The organism is Acinetobacter sp. AOR34_HL, assembly GCF_027854795.1.
Classification (GTDB): Bacteria; Pseudomonadota; Gammaproteobacteria; order Pseudomonadales; family Moraxellaceae; genus Acinetobacter; species Acinetobacter junii.
On sequence record NZ_JAKTID010000086.1, the window covers coordinates 17,234 to 31,798 of the forward strand.

The window sequence follows — 14,565 nt, forward strand, 5'->3', positions numbered from 1 at the left end:
CATTCACCCATCGTGAATGTTAATGTGGAAGTAAACAACAAGCAGGTCTCCGGACTTCACTATATCATCACAATCGTGATGCTATTAATCATCTTCCCACATCATTCAGATGCAGTGATTTGGCTTAGAGCTGAGATTAATAATTCGGTGTTACCGTTGCGAGGGCAGTGTTGGATTTGCACCAACTTCCCTATAAGCAAAAGATTTTGCTTTAGACTTGTTGCGAGATTGAGCGCAGTATAAAGTGTTCACGTTTTTTAAACAATCGCATTTCAGACTGAACTTTGCCCCAAGCTGGTTAAATTGGATTACAATGCGGTGCAATCAAATTTTAATGCTAAAATTGGACTTATTATGCGCCAAATTCAAAGCCGAACTCGCGCCAAGATTTGTGGCATCACACGTGCACAAGATATTCAAGCCGCAGTAAGTGCTGGCGCAGATGCAATTGGTTTGGTTTTTTTCCCTCCAAGTCCAAGGCATGTCACTATCGAAAATGCACAGGAACTTGCGAATCTCGTTCCTCCCTATGTGCAATTGGTGGGTTTATTTGTCAATGCAAGTGCACAAGAAATCCAAACGGTGCTTGATTCAGTTCCTTTAGATGTATTACAACTACATGGCGATGAACCCCCTGAGCAATGCCAACAAATTGCTGCGCAATGTAAGCGCCGTTGGTACAAAGCGATCCAAGTTAAGCCTGATTTAGATGTTGTGACTGAAATTCAACGTTATGAAGCTGCGGGAGCCAGTGCAGTACTTTTAGATGCATGGCATCCTCAGTTAAAAGGTGGGACGGGGCATTGTTTCGATTGGAATCAATTTCCTCAACTTGATATCCCACTGATTTTGGCAGGCGGTCTAACCCCTGAAAATGTGAGTGAAGCTATACACACTACGGCTGCTTTTGCTGTAGATGTGAGCGGAGGCGTAGAGTCCGCAAAAGGTATAAAAGACCAACAACTCATTGAAAAATTTATGCAAGGAGTCCAACGTGGATCAGCAAAATAATGTGATTGACTACACCCAGTTTCCAGATGCTCAAGGGCATTTCGGTATTCATGGTGGACGTTTTGTGTCAGAAACGCTGATGGCTGCGCTTGAAGATTTAGAAAATCTTTATAATCGTATGAAAAATGATGAAACGTTTTTGGCTGAGTTTGATCGTGATCTTGCGTACTATGTTGGTCGTCCTAGTCCTCTTTATCATGCTGAGCGATGGTCTCAGCACCTCGGTGGTGCGCAAATTTACTTAAAACGTGAAGACCTTAATCATACTGGCTCTCACAAAGTAAATAACACGATTGGTCAGGCATTATTGGCAAAACTTTCGGGCAAAAAACGAATCATTGCTGAAACAGGTGCTGGTCAACATGGTGTAGCAACCGCAACAATCGCTGCTCGCTTGGGTATGGAGTGCGTGGTGTACATGGGTGCTGAAGACGTAAAGCGTCAAGCGATGAATGTATATCGCATGCGTTTGCTTGGCGCAAAAGTTGTACCAGTGCAAAGCGGATCAAAAACCTTAAAAGATGCATTAAATGAAGCGATGCGTGATTGGGTAACTAATGTCGATACGACATATTACGTAATTGGTACAGTTGCAGGGCCACACCCATATCCACAACTTGTACGTGATTTCCAGTCGATTATTGGACGCGAAGCGCGTCGCCAAATCCTTGAGCAAGCGGGTCGTCTTCCTGACGCATTAGTTGCTTGTGTCGGTGGTGGTTCAAATGCGATGGGCTTGTTCTATCCATTCCTGAATGATCAAGATGTCAAAATGTATGGCGTTGAAGCTGCTGGTTACGGTATTGAAACAGGTAAACATTCTGCTCCATTGAATGCAGGTCATGTTGGTGTATTGCATGGTAACCGTACTTACCTCATGTCTGATGCACAAGGTCAGATCATTGAAACACACAGTATTTCCGCAGGTTTGGATTATCCTGGTGTTGGACCAGAACACAGTTTCTTGAAAGATATGAAACGCGTTGAATATGTTCCGATTAAGGATGATGAAGCTCTGCAAGGTTTCCGTGATCTCACCAAAATTGAAGGAATTATTCCTGCTTTGGAAAGTTCACATGCGATGGCGTATGTCACTAAACTGGCACCAACAATGTCAAAAGATCAAATCATCATTGCGACTGTTTCAGGTCGTGGTGATAAAGATTTAATGACGGTAGCCCGTATTGATGGCGTCGAAATGGTTGAAATGTAAGTCAACCTCATGCCAAGTTTGTTTATGGTCATGTTGGGTGGTCGACATGCTAAAGCCATTACCGAAGTCCATGATGTGGTTATGGCAATCGGTGATGATGTGCAGGAGATCATTCCTCAACTGAAACAAGCTTGGTTTGGTGAGTTGAAGGGTTTACATATTGACGCTTGGGCTCAGTTTTCTGGAGTTCAGACGCAAGGTGTAGATTATCAAATTCACTTCGCGCTTGCTGCCCCAGCAGTAGACGAGCAAAAGTTATATTTGATCAATCTCGGCGGATATTCAGCAAATCAATTTGGCGAGTTACATCGTTATCACTTGGTGGTTGCTACAAATACTACTCATGCTAAACAGATTGCGAAGCAGTTGATTCCACCAGAGTGGGGTAAACCACATACTGACCGTGTTATTGAGGTGGATGATTGTATCCCAATCGATCATGTTGCAGGGCGTTATGTGCATTTAGTGAAAGGTCTGTTTAAGCCGATAACTTGGCAAAATACTTATCTTCCAATTGATTAAATATCATAAAAAATGGGGAGGCGAAAGCTTCCCCATTTTTTATGTGAACTACTGAATAACTTTAATACGGTTGGTTTCAGGTGCTTGAACAGGTGAATTTTGGTTGATGTATTTTTCTAATGCATCAACGTCTTGTCCACCACCTACACGATTGGTTCCTTTTGTGAGTACAGTAAAGTTATCGCCACCATCTGCAATAAAACTATTTACGGTGACTCGATAAGATTTGCTATCCATTAAAGCCTGCCCAGAAATCATAATTTGAGTCGCACGTGGGACAGCAGTTGCATCTTTTTTATAAGCATAACTCAGCTCTTTAGACGGCTGTAATATACGAGGTCGATCAGCATTTGCCCCAGACCACTGTTGTTCTAAAAGTTCACGGATTTGTTGGCCTGTCAGACTTAAAGTGACAATCGAATTACCAAAAGGTTGTACTGCAAATACATCTCCAAAAGTGATTTGATTATTACTGTTGGTTTGAAGGTCAGCACGTACCCCACCTGGATTCATTAATGTGAAATCAGAGCCTTGATTGCTTGCAGTTAAAGCTGCTGCCTGTTGGGCATCTGCAATTAAATTACCTAAAGCGGTTTCACCACTTTCAGCTGCATTTCGATTAATGACTGTGGTCGCAGTGCCTACGATACGTGCAGAAATTGTAGTTACAGCTTGACGATATTTATCCAGAATCGCTTCGATACTTGGTGTCTTGTTAAATTTCTCATATAAGTTAGTCAAGTTAACCGTAGTCGTTCCAGACGTATATGCTTCGCTTTGAATTGGCACTTGTTGAGCATCTTTCTTGATGACATCCCCAGTTTTACCATCGAGCTCAAGTTTAATGTTGGTAATTGCTGTGCCGTATTGTCCTGCTGAGGTCAATAGAAATGGTTTTTGTGGGTTTAAGGTTGAATAGTCACAGATATAAGACTGGTGGGTGTGTCCTGAAACCACGACATCAACCGCAGTATCTAAACGATCTAATATTCCAGTCAAAGGTCCACTTAATCCTGCGCAGGTTTTCGCATTAAATTTAGTACTTGGCGCTACACCCTCATGTACCACTACGACAATTGCTTCAACCCCTTGCTTTTTTAACTCAGGTATAAGTGAATTGACAGTCTCGGCTTCATCATGAAAATCAACATCTTTGATACCTGCCGCTGAGACAATTGTTGGTGTTGCTTCTAAGGTCAAACCAATAAATGCAACAGGGATATTGCCATAGCGCTTAATTTTATATGCAGGAAATAGTGTTCTTTTGGGATCAGCTTTCAAAGAGACATTTGCTGCTAAAAAGTTAAATTTTGCACCAGCGAAATCTTTGTTAATTTGGCAAGGTTTAGTGGTGGTATATTGCTGACAACCACCATTTTGCAAACGACGTAATTCATCAGTTCCACGATCAAATTCATGATTACCAACCGCGTTAAAATCAATTTTGATTTCATTCATGGTTTCAATGGTCGGTTCATCCAAGAATAGAGATGAGGTAAGTGGCGAGGCACTAATTAAATCACCCGCAGATACCACGGCATTGTTAGGATATTGAGCACGGAGTTTATTGATTGCATCTGCAAAATAACTGACACCACCTACAGGAATTCGTACCGATTTATTAATGTCAGTGGGGTCTTCAGCCTCAATAAAACGTTTTGGTGGTTCTAAATTACCGTGAAAATCATTGAAAGCTAAAATATTAATACTTTGATTTTGTCGTTCTGGTTGGGTTGCAGAACTATTTTGATCATCGTTGTCGTTACATGCTGTCAGTGCTAATACTATGAATCCCAACGCGTTCACTTTTAATAATGGATGTAGAGTCATATTTTTTGATCGAGTGGTATAAGATTGTTTTTTAAAATAAAACTTGAGTATGAATATTTGATGAAATATTAAGCTAAAATACACCTCGCTGCTTACTCGCATTAGTCTGAACTTATTTGAGTAATTTTGATGGTTCGAGATAATGCTTGAGAAATCATAGAGCTTGGACTTTATGACGGCAATAGATGCAATGACGCAATCATGGAAATCGACAATGGATTTGATACAAACAAATGGTCAACCTCGTTATGGACGCTTCGAACACGTTCCATCACGTATTAATTTAGATGACTATATTTATAAAACCCCTTATGGTCAGGTATTAAAAGGTTGGCGAAAACAGCTTAAATATAAGAAGTTTAAATTCTGTGGATTACAACATGAGCATTTTAGCATCGGGATTGCGATTGTTGATTTGTCATGGGCAGGGCATGCTTTTTATTATGTGTATGATCATCTCTCGCAAAAAGTCATTGAGTGGAATGCGATACAGCCTTTGGCTTTAAAAACACAACTGGACGAACAGCCTTTGTTTAGTCAAAGTTTTTTTAAAAAGTCTGCCTACCAATTTGATATGCAACATGCGAATGGTGTGCGTTATATTCAAGTGACAAAACATGGCGAAACACAGTTGAAAGCACGGATTTTTTGTGCAGGAACTGATGCTTTGAGTATGTGTTCACCAACAGGTATTAATGGATGGACATATACACAGAAGCAAACCACTTTAGCTGTTGAAGGTTTTTTTATTAGTCCTGATCAGCAACGCATCGACTTTAATGAACAAAGCCTAGCAGCTTTAGATGATACTTGTGGTTTTCTTCGCCCAGAAACTGCTTGGTTTTGGTTGTCGTGTAAATTTAGAGATCAACAAGAGCGACGGATCGGTTTAAATCTAGCGTCAGGTGTGAACGAAAGTTTTGGCAATGAAAATGCTTTGTGGGTCAATGGTCGTCTCTATCCGCTCAATGATGTTTTATTTGAACAGCAAAACGAAACAACATGGACAATTCGTTCTTTAGATCAACGTCTTAACCTACTTGTTGAAACAGGGTGGTGTCGTTTTGAAAATATTAATTTGCGTTTGATTGGCAGTCAGTTTAATCAATGGCAAGCGAAAGTAACAGGGACGATTGATTTGGAAGCGGTTGAATCCGTTGTTCTAAATGAACAATATGGTTTATTAGAGCAGCATTACGCGAAATGGTAAGTTCTAAAAAACCTCCCGTAAAGGGAGGTTTTTTATGGTTTATAATCCAGCCTGCCAAAAGGCATCGCCCGCAGCAATCGGATCGTTAGTTTTTGCTAAGGTATCGATCCAAACATCATATTGACGAATAATCGGATGCTGATTGGGATGGAAGTCTTTTTTAAACCAATCGCTGTATTGTTCACGTTTAGAAGTCAAAATACCTTTTCGACCAAAGAACCAAGGTAAACCTTTACGTGCTAAATCTAGGCGTTGTTTTAAATTAAAACCATCTTTTTTCAGCATGACATCGGTACGATACATCGTAAAACCAAACATCAGAACTGTAGTGAGTACTAATGCTGAGCGTCGGGTAAATTCAGATACATCGCCCACTTCTTTCATGACATCAAAGGCAACATCACGGTGCTCCATCTCCTCGATCGCATGCCAAGCGAATAGCGCTCGAACAAAGGGATCAGCATCCGCAAGAGTTTCCTTTTTACTGTAGAAAGTATCTGCCATGAGCGCCGTCAAATGTTCCGCTGCAGCAGTCATCGCAATGTTGTACTGTGGCGAACGATATTTGAGTTCAAACTTAAAAATTTTCTTCAAACGATCAGTGAACTGATCAACAGGCATACCTTGCTCTTTCATGACCTCATTCATTTTGTCATGGGCAATACCGTGTTGTGCTTCTTGACGAATAAAGTCAGCCACACGTGCTTGCAAGTCAGGATCTGTGATTTTGTCACGAAACAAACGAACAGACTCGATGAAATAGCGCTCCCCATCTGGGAATGTCAGACTCAATGCATCGAACATACGAGTACGGAATGGATCACCACCAAACCAGAAGCGTGGTGCTTCATTTAGGTGGAAATCTAGTTTTGTTCTTACAATTGGATCAACTTGATAGGAAACATGTGCATTCATCTTTGCTCTTCCTTTTTCTTTTTCATGCACTCAGTATGGAAAAAGTCCGATGAAATGTTTTGACAGTTACAGCCAAGTTTTATACAAATAACGACATATCAGGATGAGATTGGCATATGTCAGTTAAAATTATAATTGGATATTTGCGATTGTTTAATCGTGTTCTTCAACAAGAGCAAGTCGATTTGTCTAAAGTTGTGGAACAAGAATTATGGTTAACATTTCAAAATTGTTTAGAACATCCTGATAAGCAAGATTTTGATGTAGAACGATATGTTGTACTTCTACAAGCAGCACAAAGTTATTTTTCGCGGCCCATTACACTTGTTTTGGCTGAACATGCTAACTTGCAAGATTTAGGGCTAATGGGATATTTGGCTTCAACCAGTTTAGACTTACAACAAGCATTGCAACTCTTACAACGATATTATTCTTTGGTCTTTAAGCAAACAAATCTAGAACAATTGAGCGTGCAACAGTTTGCCGAGTACATCCAAATTGTTTGGGGAGCATCGTATAGCGACTATCGTGAGATGTATGAACTGAATTTGGCATTGATCTTTAAAATTGCGCAATCCATCGTACAAGATGCTCTTGTTCCACCTCAAAAAATACAGTTTGGTTATCTTCCTCATACGGCGTTGTATCATTATGAAAAGTTTTATGGATGTCCTATTCATGTACAAGCAGGGCAATATGCCATTCGATTTTCAAATCAAATTTTAAAAGCGAAAAGTATTGCAGGAGACCAACAGCTTAATCATGTGCTATCCACACAGGCACAACAATCTTTAAATAGTGTGACTTCTTCTGAGTTACAGCAACAACAATTTAGACAGAAAATACAAACTTATATCGAGCAGGGATTGGCTCAACAAGAAGAGGTCTTGCAAAGCTATGTTGCAAAGCGTTTGCATTGTTCTGAGCGAACTTTGCAACGTCAACTAAAAGCTTATCAACTTAACTTTCAGGATATTTTAGATCAATATCGTTTAGAACAAAGTAAGTTGTATTTGCAGCAAGGAAAATCCCTTTCTGAAATTGCTGAACGGCTAAATTATGCAGATCAAAGTGCATTTGGACGTGCTTTTAAACGGTGGACTGGTGTGACACCGAAACAGTTTTTAAAGTCTCTTTAATTTTAAAATCAAAACTAAAGAGACTTTGCAAATGTTTAAGATGTTTTTAATCGTGGATAATTAAACAAGATCGCTAAAATCGCAAATACGGCAAGAATCCAGCAATAGTAAATATGTCCAATTAACTCGACTGGCGAGAGCTTTGCAATTGAGCAAGCCAAAAGCAATTGTGCACCGTAGGGAATAATGCCTTGAATCACGCAAGAAAAAATATCTAACAGTGCGGCGCTACGTTTCGGATCAACGCCATATTCTTTAGCCACTTCACGAGCCATATCGCCTGATAAAATGATCGCAACTGTATTATTCGCAACAAACAAATTGGAGAAGACCACAAGAAAACTAATGCCCAATTCCCCAGCACGCTGACGACCAAATTTAAATAGACGGGTGATACGATAAATTTTTTCGATTAACCACTGTAAACCACCTTCTTTTTGCATCAAAGCTGACAGACCGCCAAGTAACATTGATAGTAGTGCAACTTCAAACATTCCCACGAAGCCATCATAAATAGAAGAATTTAATTTCAATAAATCAAATTCAGGCTTTTCAATCAGACCGATGATTCCAGATAGCACCACTCCAATCATTAAAACTGCAAGTACATGTAATCGGCTGAATGCTAGAAAAAAGACTGCTAGATAAGGCAAAATCAACCATAAATCATAAGCTTTTGATTGAATTGATTCCGCTTGTTGGCTGAGTAGTACATAAGCAATCAAGGTCATGATGGCAGCAGGCAAAGCAATCCAAACGTTGACTCTAAATTTATCTCGAAGTTCGACGTTTTGACTTCTTGTGGCAGCAATCGTTGTATCAGAGATCATGGACAGATTGTCGCCAAACATTGCACCACCAACGACAGCTCCAATCGCATAAATTGGTAAAATGTCAGTCGCTTGAGTAAAACCAAAAGCAATCGGTGCACAAGCAGCAATGGTACCCATAGAAGTACCCATAGCAGTAGCAATAAAGGCTGAAATGATAAACAGCATGGGTAACACAAATTCAGCTGAAATCAATGACAAACCTAATTGAACTGTGGCATCAACGCTTCCAATGGCACTTGATACACTTGCAAAAGCTCCAGCCAACATGAATACCATGAACATTAAAATAAGGTTCGGATGACTGGCGCCTTGAAGAAACTCTTCGATGGCTGTGTTGAGTTTCTGTTTGTATAGCAGTAAAGCTAAAATGATGGCAGGGATTGCTGCGACTGGCGCTTTTACTTGATAAAAGGCAAATTCTGTCCCAATCATTGAATGATAGAGACCACTCCCGAGAAAGATGATCAAAAATACCAATAAAGGTAACAAAGCAAGCGCATTGCTTTGCACTTTTTCCTGAGAGTAGGCAGACATAAAAAATAAAAGAATATTTAAAAATTGCGCCTAGTATAAAGGAGCTTTGGTGATTTCTAAAATGCAGGTGGTTTTCTTGAAAATTAGGAATCTTTGATCATTGAGAATTCAGCCAAAATATAGATAAATGTGTCAGGGCTGTTGTAAGTAGCAATATTCACGTTGCAATCACGTCAAAACCTGTTCAATGAGCAAAAAATAGCGTTACAATGCAGTGTTTTTGTATGTCTACAAACAACTCCTCAATTTATATAAATCAAGGAAAGCATAATCCTATGTCACGTCTTGCCACTCGTTTTGAACAGCTTAAATCTCAGCAACGTAAAGCGCTTGTTTCTTATGTTATGGCAGGTGACCCGCATCCACAGGTAACTGTTCCATTACTTCACCAAATGGTTGAAGCTGGCGTCGACGTTATTGAGTTAGGTTTACCATTCTCAGATCCGATGGCCGATGGTCCAGTCATTGCACTAGCTGCTGAGCGTGCATTGGCAGGTGGAACCAATACACTAGATGCGTTGGATATGGTCAAAGCCTTTCGTGAAAAAGATCAAACCACACCTGTTGTTTTAATGGGATATTTGAATCCCGTTGAAGTGATTGGTTATGAAAAATTTGTTGCATATGCAAAAGATTGTGGTGTTGATGGTGTACTTCTTGTGGATCTTCCACCTGAGGAATCTAAGCAGTTTGGTGAAGTCTTAAAACAAAATGAGATGGATCAAATTTTCTTATTAGCACCAACATCAACTGATAAGCGTATTCAGCATGTGGTGAATCATGCGAGTGGTTTTGTTTACTATGTGTCATTAAAAGGTGTGACAGGTGCAGCAACATTAGATACCTCAGAAGCTGCAGCTCGTATTGCGAAAATCAAAACCATGACCGATGTACCAGTTGGTGTTGGATTTGGTATTAGCGATGCTGCATCTGCAAAAGCAATGGGTCAAGTTGCTGATGCCGTGATCGTCGGTAGTGCTTTCGTTAAATCTTTTGCGACATTGCCAGCAGATGATGCTGTGCAAGAGACGGTAAATAAAGTGAAGGAGCTTCGAGCTGCGCTCGATGAGTTAGTATGAGTCAAGAGTTAACAACAGGGAAGGTTCTTAGCCCTTCAACGCCTTGGATTGAGCGTCAAGTCCCTGGTATTCAAGTTGCTACTGAGCAGCAGACATTCAAAGCAACTTTTACTGAGCCTACGATTGAATGCCCAGAGTGTCATGCATTGGTGACACGTACAGCAATGTCTTTCAATGCTTATGTATGTCCTCAGTGTGACGAACATTTGCGTATGCGTGCCCGTGATCGCTTAAACTGGTTTTTTGATCAAGTTAATGCAGAGTTGGGACAAGAGTTTGCTGCTAAAGACCCATTAAAATTTGTGGACAGTAAACCTTATCCTGAGCGTATGCGCGAAGCTCAAGATAAAACAGGTGAAACAGAAGCTTTGGTTGTGATGCAAGGTTCACTCAAAGGTTTAGACCTAATCGCTTGTGCTTTTGAGTTTGACTTCATGGGTGGCTCAATGGGGACAGTCGTAGGTGATCGTTTTGTCCAAGCGGCTGAACGAGCAATTGAATTACGTCAACCTTTAATCTGTTTTGCTGCATCGGGTGGTGCTCGTATGCAAGAGGGTATGTTGTCTTTGATGCAAATGGCACGTACTTCAGCCGCGATTCAGCGAATGAAAGATGCACGTCTTCCGTATCTGGTTGTGTTGACACATCCTGTCTATGGTGGTGTTACCGCTTCACTCGCGATGTTAGGCGATGTACATATTGCTGAACCTAAAGCGATGATTGGATTTGCAGGTAAGCGCGTAATTGAGCAAACAGTTCGTGAAAAGTTAGAAGAACCATTCCAACGTGCTGAATATTTGCTTGATCATGGTGTGGTCGATCAAATTGTTCATCGTCATGCATTACGTGATACTGTATATAGACTTGTTGCTAAATTGATGAACTTACCTTGACACAGCAAACACCACATTCTGATGATACATTAACAACATGGCTCGATTATTGGAGCCATGTTCACGTTACGGGCATTGATTTGGGATTGGAACGTGTTATTCCAGTTGCTGAAAAGCTTGGAGTAATGAAACCCAATGCAAAAGTTTTTACGGTTGCAGGGACCAATGGCAAAGGCTCAACTACAACAACGCTTGCTGCGATTTTAAATGCGCAAGGCTATAACGTGGGGCTTTATCAATCGCCGCATATTTACCGTTTTAATGAGCGGGTAAAGTTAGCGGGGCAAGAGGTTGATGATCAGAGTCTTATCGATGCTTTCGTACTCGTAGATCAAGCACGTCGTGAGTGTGGATTAAGTTTATCTTTCTTTGAAGCAACCACTCTGGCTGCTTTTTTGATTTTTAAACAAAAGCAATGTGATGTATGGGTACTCGAAGTAGGACTCGGTGGTCGCTTAGATGTGGTCAATGTGATCGATCCTGATATTGCCGTGATTACCAATATTGGTTTGGATCATGTGGATTGGTTGGGCGATACAATTGAAAAAATCGCTTTTGAAAAGGCTGGAATTATTCGTCCGAATATTCCCGTGATTTTTGGTGGTAATCAACCTTTACCGCAAGCGATACAAGATAAAGCGCTTGAATCTAACGCTAATCTATACGCATTAAACCGAGATTATTTTTATCAATTAAATGATGACGGTCTGTCATGGTGTTTTGCTTCTTCAGGTACAACATTAAAGTTGCCGACAGGACATTTGGCAATTGAAAATATTTCAACTGCTGTAGCTGCAATCTTAGTAAGTGGTTTGCCTATTTCTCAATCCACAATTGCTCAAGGTATTCAGCATGCTTCATTGCAAGGACGATTTGAAATTCGTCAAATTCAAAACAAAACCGTCATTTTTGATGCTGGGCATAATCCTCATGGTGTCGAATTTTTGTTGAACCAGTTGCGAAAATTCTTAAAATACAATAAACAGTACACAGAAGTTGTGGCTGTATTCTCAATGTTGGCAGATAAAGATATTGCATCTGTAACTGATTTACTAAAAACAACAGTAAAAAATTGGTTTATTGCTACTTTAGATGTGCCTCGAGCTGCACCAATGCAACAGTTAAATGAAGCATTGGCAGGTCAACAGGTGCACGAATTTAGCAGTATCCAGCAAGCGTTTGAAATCGTGTTGAAACAATGTAATAACAATCAACTGATTTTAGTCTGTGGTTCGTTTCATACTTTAGAAGCGGTCTGGGAGTATTTAGAAGAATGTCAATGAATAACAAACAACGTTGGATGGGCGGCGTTGTTCTACTTGGAGGAGGTGTTTTATTGGCAGCCTTACTTCTCAAGGGCAATGAAGAAATAGAGCAAGACAAAGCACAAGCAACAATCTCTCATCCGATTCCCAAAACTCAATCAAACTCAAATACAGCACAACCTTTACAAGATGGTGAAATGGTTTCACTCCAACCACTTGCTGTGGATGTTGAAACTGAAAAGCGATTACTTGAAGAGCAGCGCCTCGCTCGTGAAAAAGCTGTTGCAGAGCAAGAAGCCAGAGCCGCTGAGTTCTTGAAAATGCAACAAGAAGCTGAAGCTGCTGCTGCGCGTAAAGCTGCTGAAGAATATGCAGCTTTAAATGCACGCCGTAGTTCAGAGCAAGAAAGTTCAGATAATATTCCTCCTGAACTTGCAGAAGATGACAAAGCAAAAGCTCAGCGTCTTGCTGAGGAAAAGCGAAAGTTAGATGAAAAAAAGAAAGCTGAACAACAAAAGCAAGATCAACTTAAGTCAGACGCTGAAAAGAAGCTAGCGGAAGAGAAACGTAAAGCTGAAGCTGAGAAAAAAGCAGCGGAAGATAAACGTAAGGCTGAAGCAGATAAAAAGGCTGCTGAAGAAAAACGCAAAGCTGAAGCTGAGAAAAAGGCAGCAGAAGACAAGCGAAAAGCTGAAGCTGACAAAAAAGCGGCTGATGATAAAAAACGTAAAGCTGAAGAAGACGCCAAAAAGAAAGCTGAGGCTGAAAAAGCACGCGATCTTATGGAAAATGGCGATAAGAAGTGGATGGTTCAAGTGGCATTGGCTGCAAACCAAGCAAATGCAGATGCTGTCGTATCCAAGCTACGTGCTAAAGGCTATAAAGTTACAACCAGTTCTACCTCGAAAGGTATTCGTATTATGGTTGGACCTGCCAAAGATCGCGATGTTGCTGATGCAACTCGGAAAAAGATTTCTTCTGATGAAAGTCTGAATATGAAATCAGCTTGGGTAATTGACTGGGTTCCACTAGATCAAAGATAAACAGTTGTTTAAGTAAGCTAAGCATCTTTGAAGTTGAGCTGATTGTGCGTTTTTCATCGAATAGGAGATGAAGTAATGGAACAAACGGATTTAAAGATACTTGAAAAATTTAGTTTTTCGCCAGACTCAGCAATTGGAGCATTGTCTGGCGTTGCTTACTTAGGCGACTACTTATATTTCGTTGGGGATGATGTTCGTTACTTATTAAAAACTAGCCTAAAAAATAAAATTACTGCAACAACAACTTTTGAAAAAGTCCCTTTATTGGAGTCATCTGAGCAAGAAGCTCTCACCGTATTAAGCAAAGCAGAAAAGCCTGATTATGAAGCATTAAGTTGTATCATTTTTAATGAACAACTTCATTTATTGGTTATGGGCTCAGGTTCGACTGAAAAGAGAAAGCAAGCTCTGTTGTATAATCCATCTAATCATCAAGTTCAGACTTTGCTCGATAAGTTGGATTATGATTATTTGCAGCACTGCGTTGCACTCACAGGCGGAGCAGATTTAAATATAGAAGCAGTATGCTCAGATAATCATCATCTTTATATCTTCCAACGTGGCAACATTAATCACTTTCATGGTGTTTTAGTATTTGATCTAGAAAAAATTCAAGCACATAAATCTTTAGAAAATGCTCTTATACGTTCATTTAATCTCACATTACCTGAGATTAATGGTTCAGTAAGTGGTATTTCAGATGCTTATTTTTTAGCAGATAAGAACGTGATCGTTGCAACCGCAGCCGTTGAGCAAACCTTAAATACCTACGATGATGGTGCAGTGTTAGGAAGTTATATTTTAGTGCTCTCACCGAAAGGGGAAGTCCTAAATTCCTTTTTGATCCAAGATGCTGAGGGAAACACTTTAGCCATTAAGGTTGAAGGAATAACTTGGCTTGAGTCAAATGCTGATGGAGAGGTCTTCTTATTAGTCACCGATAGTGATGGTGGTCTTTCTGAAGTGATCACGGTTTTGCTCAAGAATTCGGTTTTTACCAAACTAGATACTTAGATTAAGTTTTGTTGGTCAATTTACAATCTTAAAAATTTATTTCTAGAGTCTTAATTATTCCAAT

13 protein-coding genes and 1 riboswitch are annotated in these 14,565 nt (G+C 40.2%); of the genes, 10 read left to right on the top strand and 3 right to left on the bottom strand.

All coding sequences use genetic code 11. The features are described 5' to 3' along the window. Nucleotides 1–23: 23 nt before the first annotated feature. Nucleotides 24–236, bottom strand: a riboswitch (cobalamin riboswitch). Nucleotides 237–354: 118 nt separating this feature from the next. From MKL32_RS15570 to MKL32_RS15580, 3 genes are read left to right on the top strand one after another with little or no spacing between them, the layout of a single operon-like run. Next, the gene (locus MKL32_RS15570; protein WP_004908870.1) at nt 355–1,011 is read left to right on the top strand and encodes a phosphoribosylanthranilate isomerase; all 657 of its coding nucleotides are present in this window, start codon (nt 355–357) and stop codon (nt 1,009–1,011) included. Continuing rightward, nucleotides 995–2,224: a tryptophan synthase subunit beta gene (gene trpB, locus MKL32_RS15575; RefSeq protein ID WP_004908869.1), complete on the top strand. Its 1,230-nt coding sequence runs from the start codon at nt 995–997 to the stop codon at nt 2,222–2,224. Before MKL32_RS15570 ends, trpB begins: the two co-directional genes overlap by 17 nt. Nucleotides 2,225–2,233: 9 nt before the next feature. After that, on the top strand, nt 2,234–2,746 hold the full coding sequence (locus MKL32_RS15580; protein ID WP_004683100.1) for a DUF1543 domain-containing protein: 513 nt from the start codon (nt 2,234–2,236) through the stop codon (nt 2,744–2,746). Nucleotides 2,747–2,794: 48 nt separating this feature from the next. Here MKL32_RS15580 and MKL32_RS15585 read toward each other — a convergent pair whose 3' ends face one another. Further along, nucleotides 2,795–4,576, bottom strand: coding sequence for a bifunctional metallophosphatase/5'-nucleotidase (locus tag MKL32_RS15585; protein ID WP_233739164.1), 1,782 nt, complete (start codon nt 4,574–4,576; stop codon nt 2,795–2,797). Between the two features lie 214 nt (nt 4,577–4,790). On the opposite strand from MKL32_RS15585, the gene MKL32_RS15590 reads away from it, so the two are divergent. After that, complete coding sequence (locus MKL32_RS15590; RefSeq protein WP_270900761.1) at nt 4,791–5,786, top strand: DUF2804 domain-containing protein; 996 nt, start codon at nt 4,791–4,793, stop codon at nt 5,784–5,786. A 39-nt stretch (nt 5,787–5,825) separates the two neighbouring features. On the opposite strand, the gene MKL32_RS15595 is transcribed toward MKL32_RS15590, so the two are convergent. Then, nucleotides 5,826–6,701 (bottom strand): metal-dependent hydrolase, encoded by an 876-nt coding sequence (locus MKL32_RS15595; protein WP_004908867.1) that lies wholly within the window; start codon nt 6,699–6,701, stop codon nt 5,826–5,828. Between the two features lie 116 nt (nt 6,702–6,817). Here MKL32_RS15595 and MKL32_RS15600 point away from each other — a divergent pair, with 116 nt between their 5' ends. Next, a complete protein-coding gene (locus MKL32_RS15600; RefSeq protein WP_039047034.1) occupies nt 6,818–7,840 on the top strand; it encodes an AraC family transcriptional regulator in 1,023 nt (340 codons plus the stop codon). A gap of 35 nt (nt 7,841–7,875) precedes the next feature. Here the strand turns inward: MKL32_RS15600 and MKL32_RS15605 are convergent, their stop codons facing one another. Beyond that, nucleotides 7,876–9,207: a Na+/H+ antiporter NhaC family protein gene (locus tag MKL32_RS15605; RefSeq protein ID WP_039047033.1), complete on the bottom strand. Its 1,332-nt coding sequence runs from the start codon at nt 9,205–9,207 to the stop codon at nt 7,876–7,878. Nucleotides 9,208–9,482: 275 nt separating this feature from the next. On the opposite strand from MKL32_RS15605, the gene trpA reads away from it, so the two are divergent. The 5 genes from trpA to MKL32_RS15630 all read left to right on the top strand — a co-directional run bounded on the left by trpA (nt 9,483) and on the right by MKL32_RS15630 (nt 14,501). Further along, nucleotides 9,483–10,286, top strand: coding sequence for a tryptophan synthase subunit alpha (gene trpA / locus MKL32_RS15610; protein ID WP_039047032.1), 804 nt, complete (start codon nt 9,483–9,485; stop codon nt 10,284–10,286). Next, complete coding sequence (gene accD, locus MKL32_RS15615; RefSeq protein ID WP_004908863.1) at nt 10,283–11,179, top strand: acetyl-CoA carboxylase, carboxyltransferase subunit beta; 897 nt, start codon at nt 10,283–10,285, stop codon at nt 11,177–11,179. Before trpA ends, accD begins: the two co-directional genes overlap by 4 nt. Beyond that, nucleotides 11,176–12,462, top strand: coding sequence for a bifunctional tetrahydrofolate synthase/dihydrofolate synthase (folC, locus tag MKL32_RS15620; protein ID WP_039047031.1), 1,287 nt, complete (start codon nt 11,176–11,178; stop codon nt 12,460–12,462). The genes accD and folC overlap by 4 nt, the downstream gene beginning before the upstream one ends. Next, complete coding sequence (locus tag MKL32_RS15625; protein ID WP_125272103.1) at nt 12,453–13,487, top strand: SPOR domain-containing protein; 1,035 nt, start codon at nt 12,453–12,455, stop codon at nt 13,485–13,487. Before folC ends, MKL32_RS15625 begins: the two co-directional genes overlap by 10 nt. A 75-nt stretch (nt 13,488–13,562) precedes the next feature. Beyond that, the gene (locus MKL32_RS15630) at nt 13,563–14,501 is read left to right on the top strand and encodes a DUF6929 family protein (protein WP_004964006.1); all 939 of its coding nucleotides are present in this window, start codon (nt 13,563–13,565) and stop codon (nt 14,499–14,501) included. Nucleotides 14,502–14,565 lie beyond the last annotated feature (64 nt).

Coding starts and splice junctions, on each gene's coding strand:
- MKL32_RS15570 (WP_004908870.1), top strand. CDS start 355: ATGCGCCAAATTCAAAGCCGAACTCGCGCCAAGATTTGTGGCATCACA.
- MKL32_RS15630 (WP_004964006.1), top strand. CDS start 13,563: ATGGAACAAACGGATTTAAAGATACTTGAAAAATTTAGTTTTTCGCCA.
- MKL32_RS15600 (WP_039047034.1), top strand. CDS start 6,818: ATGTCAGTTAAAATTATAATTGGATATTTGCGATTGTTTAATCGTGTT.
- MKL32_RS15590 (WP_270900761.1), top strand. CDS start 4,791: ATGGATTTGATACAAACAAATGGTCAACCTCGTTATGGACGCTTCGAA.
- MKL32_RS15605 (WP_039047033.1), bottom strand. CDS start 9,207: ATGTCTGCCTACTCTCAGGAAAAAGTGCAAAGCAATGCGCTTGCTTTG.
- MKL32_RS15580 (WP_004683100.1), top strand. CDS start 2,234: ATGCCAAGTTTGTTTATGGTCATGTTGGGTGGTCGACATGCTAAAGCC.
- MKL32_RS15585 (WP_233739164.1), bottom strand. CDS start 4,576: ATGACTCTACATCCATTATTAAAAGTGAACGCGTTGGGATTCATAGTA.
- trpA (WP_039047032.1), top strand. CDS start 9,483: ATGTCACGTCTTGCCACTCGTTTTGAACAGCTTAAATCTCAGCAACGT.
- MKL32_RS15595 (WP_004908867.1), bottom strand. CDS start 6,701: ATGAATGCACATGTTTCCTATCAAGTTGATCCAATTGTAAGAACAAAA.
- accD (WP_004908863.1), top strand. CDS start 10,283: ATGAGTCAAGAGTTAACAACAGGGAAGGTTCTTAGCCCTTCAACGCCT.
- MKL32_RS15625 (WP_125272103.1), top strand. CDS start 12,453: ATGTCAATGAATAACAAACAACGTTGGATGGGCGGCGTTGTTCTACTT.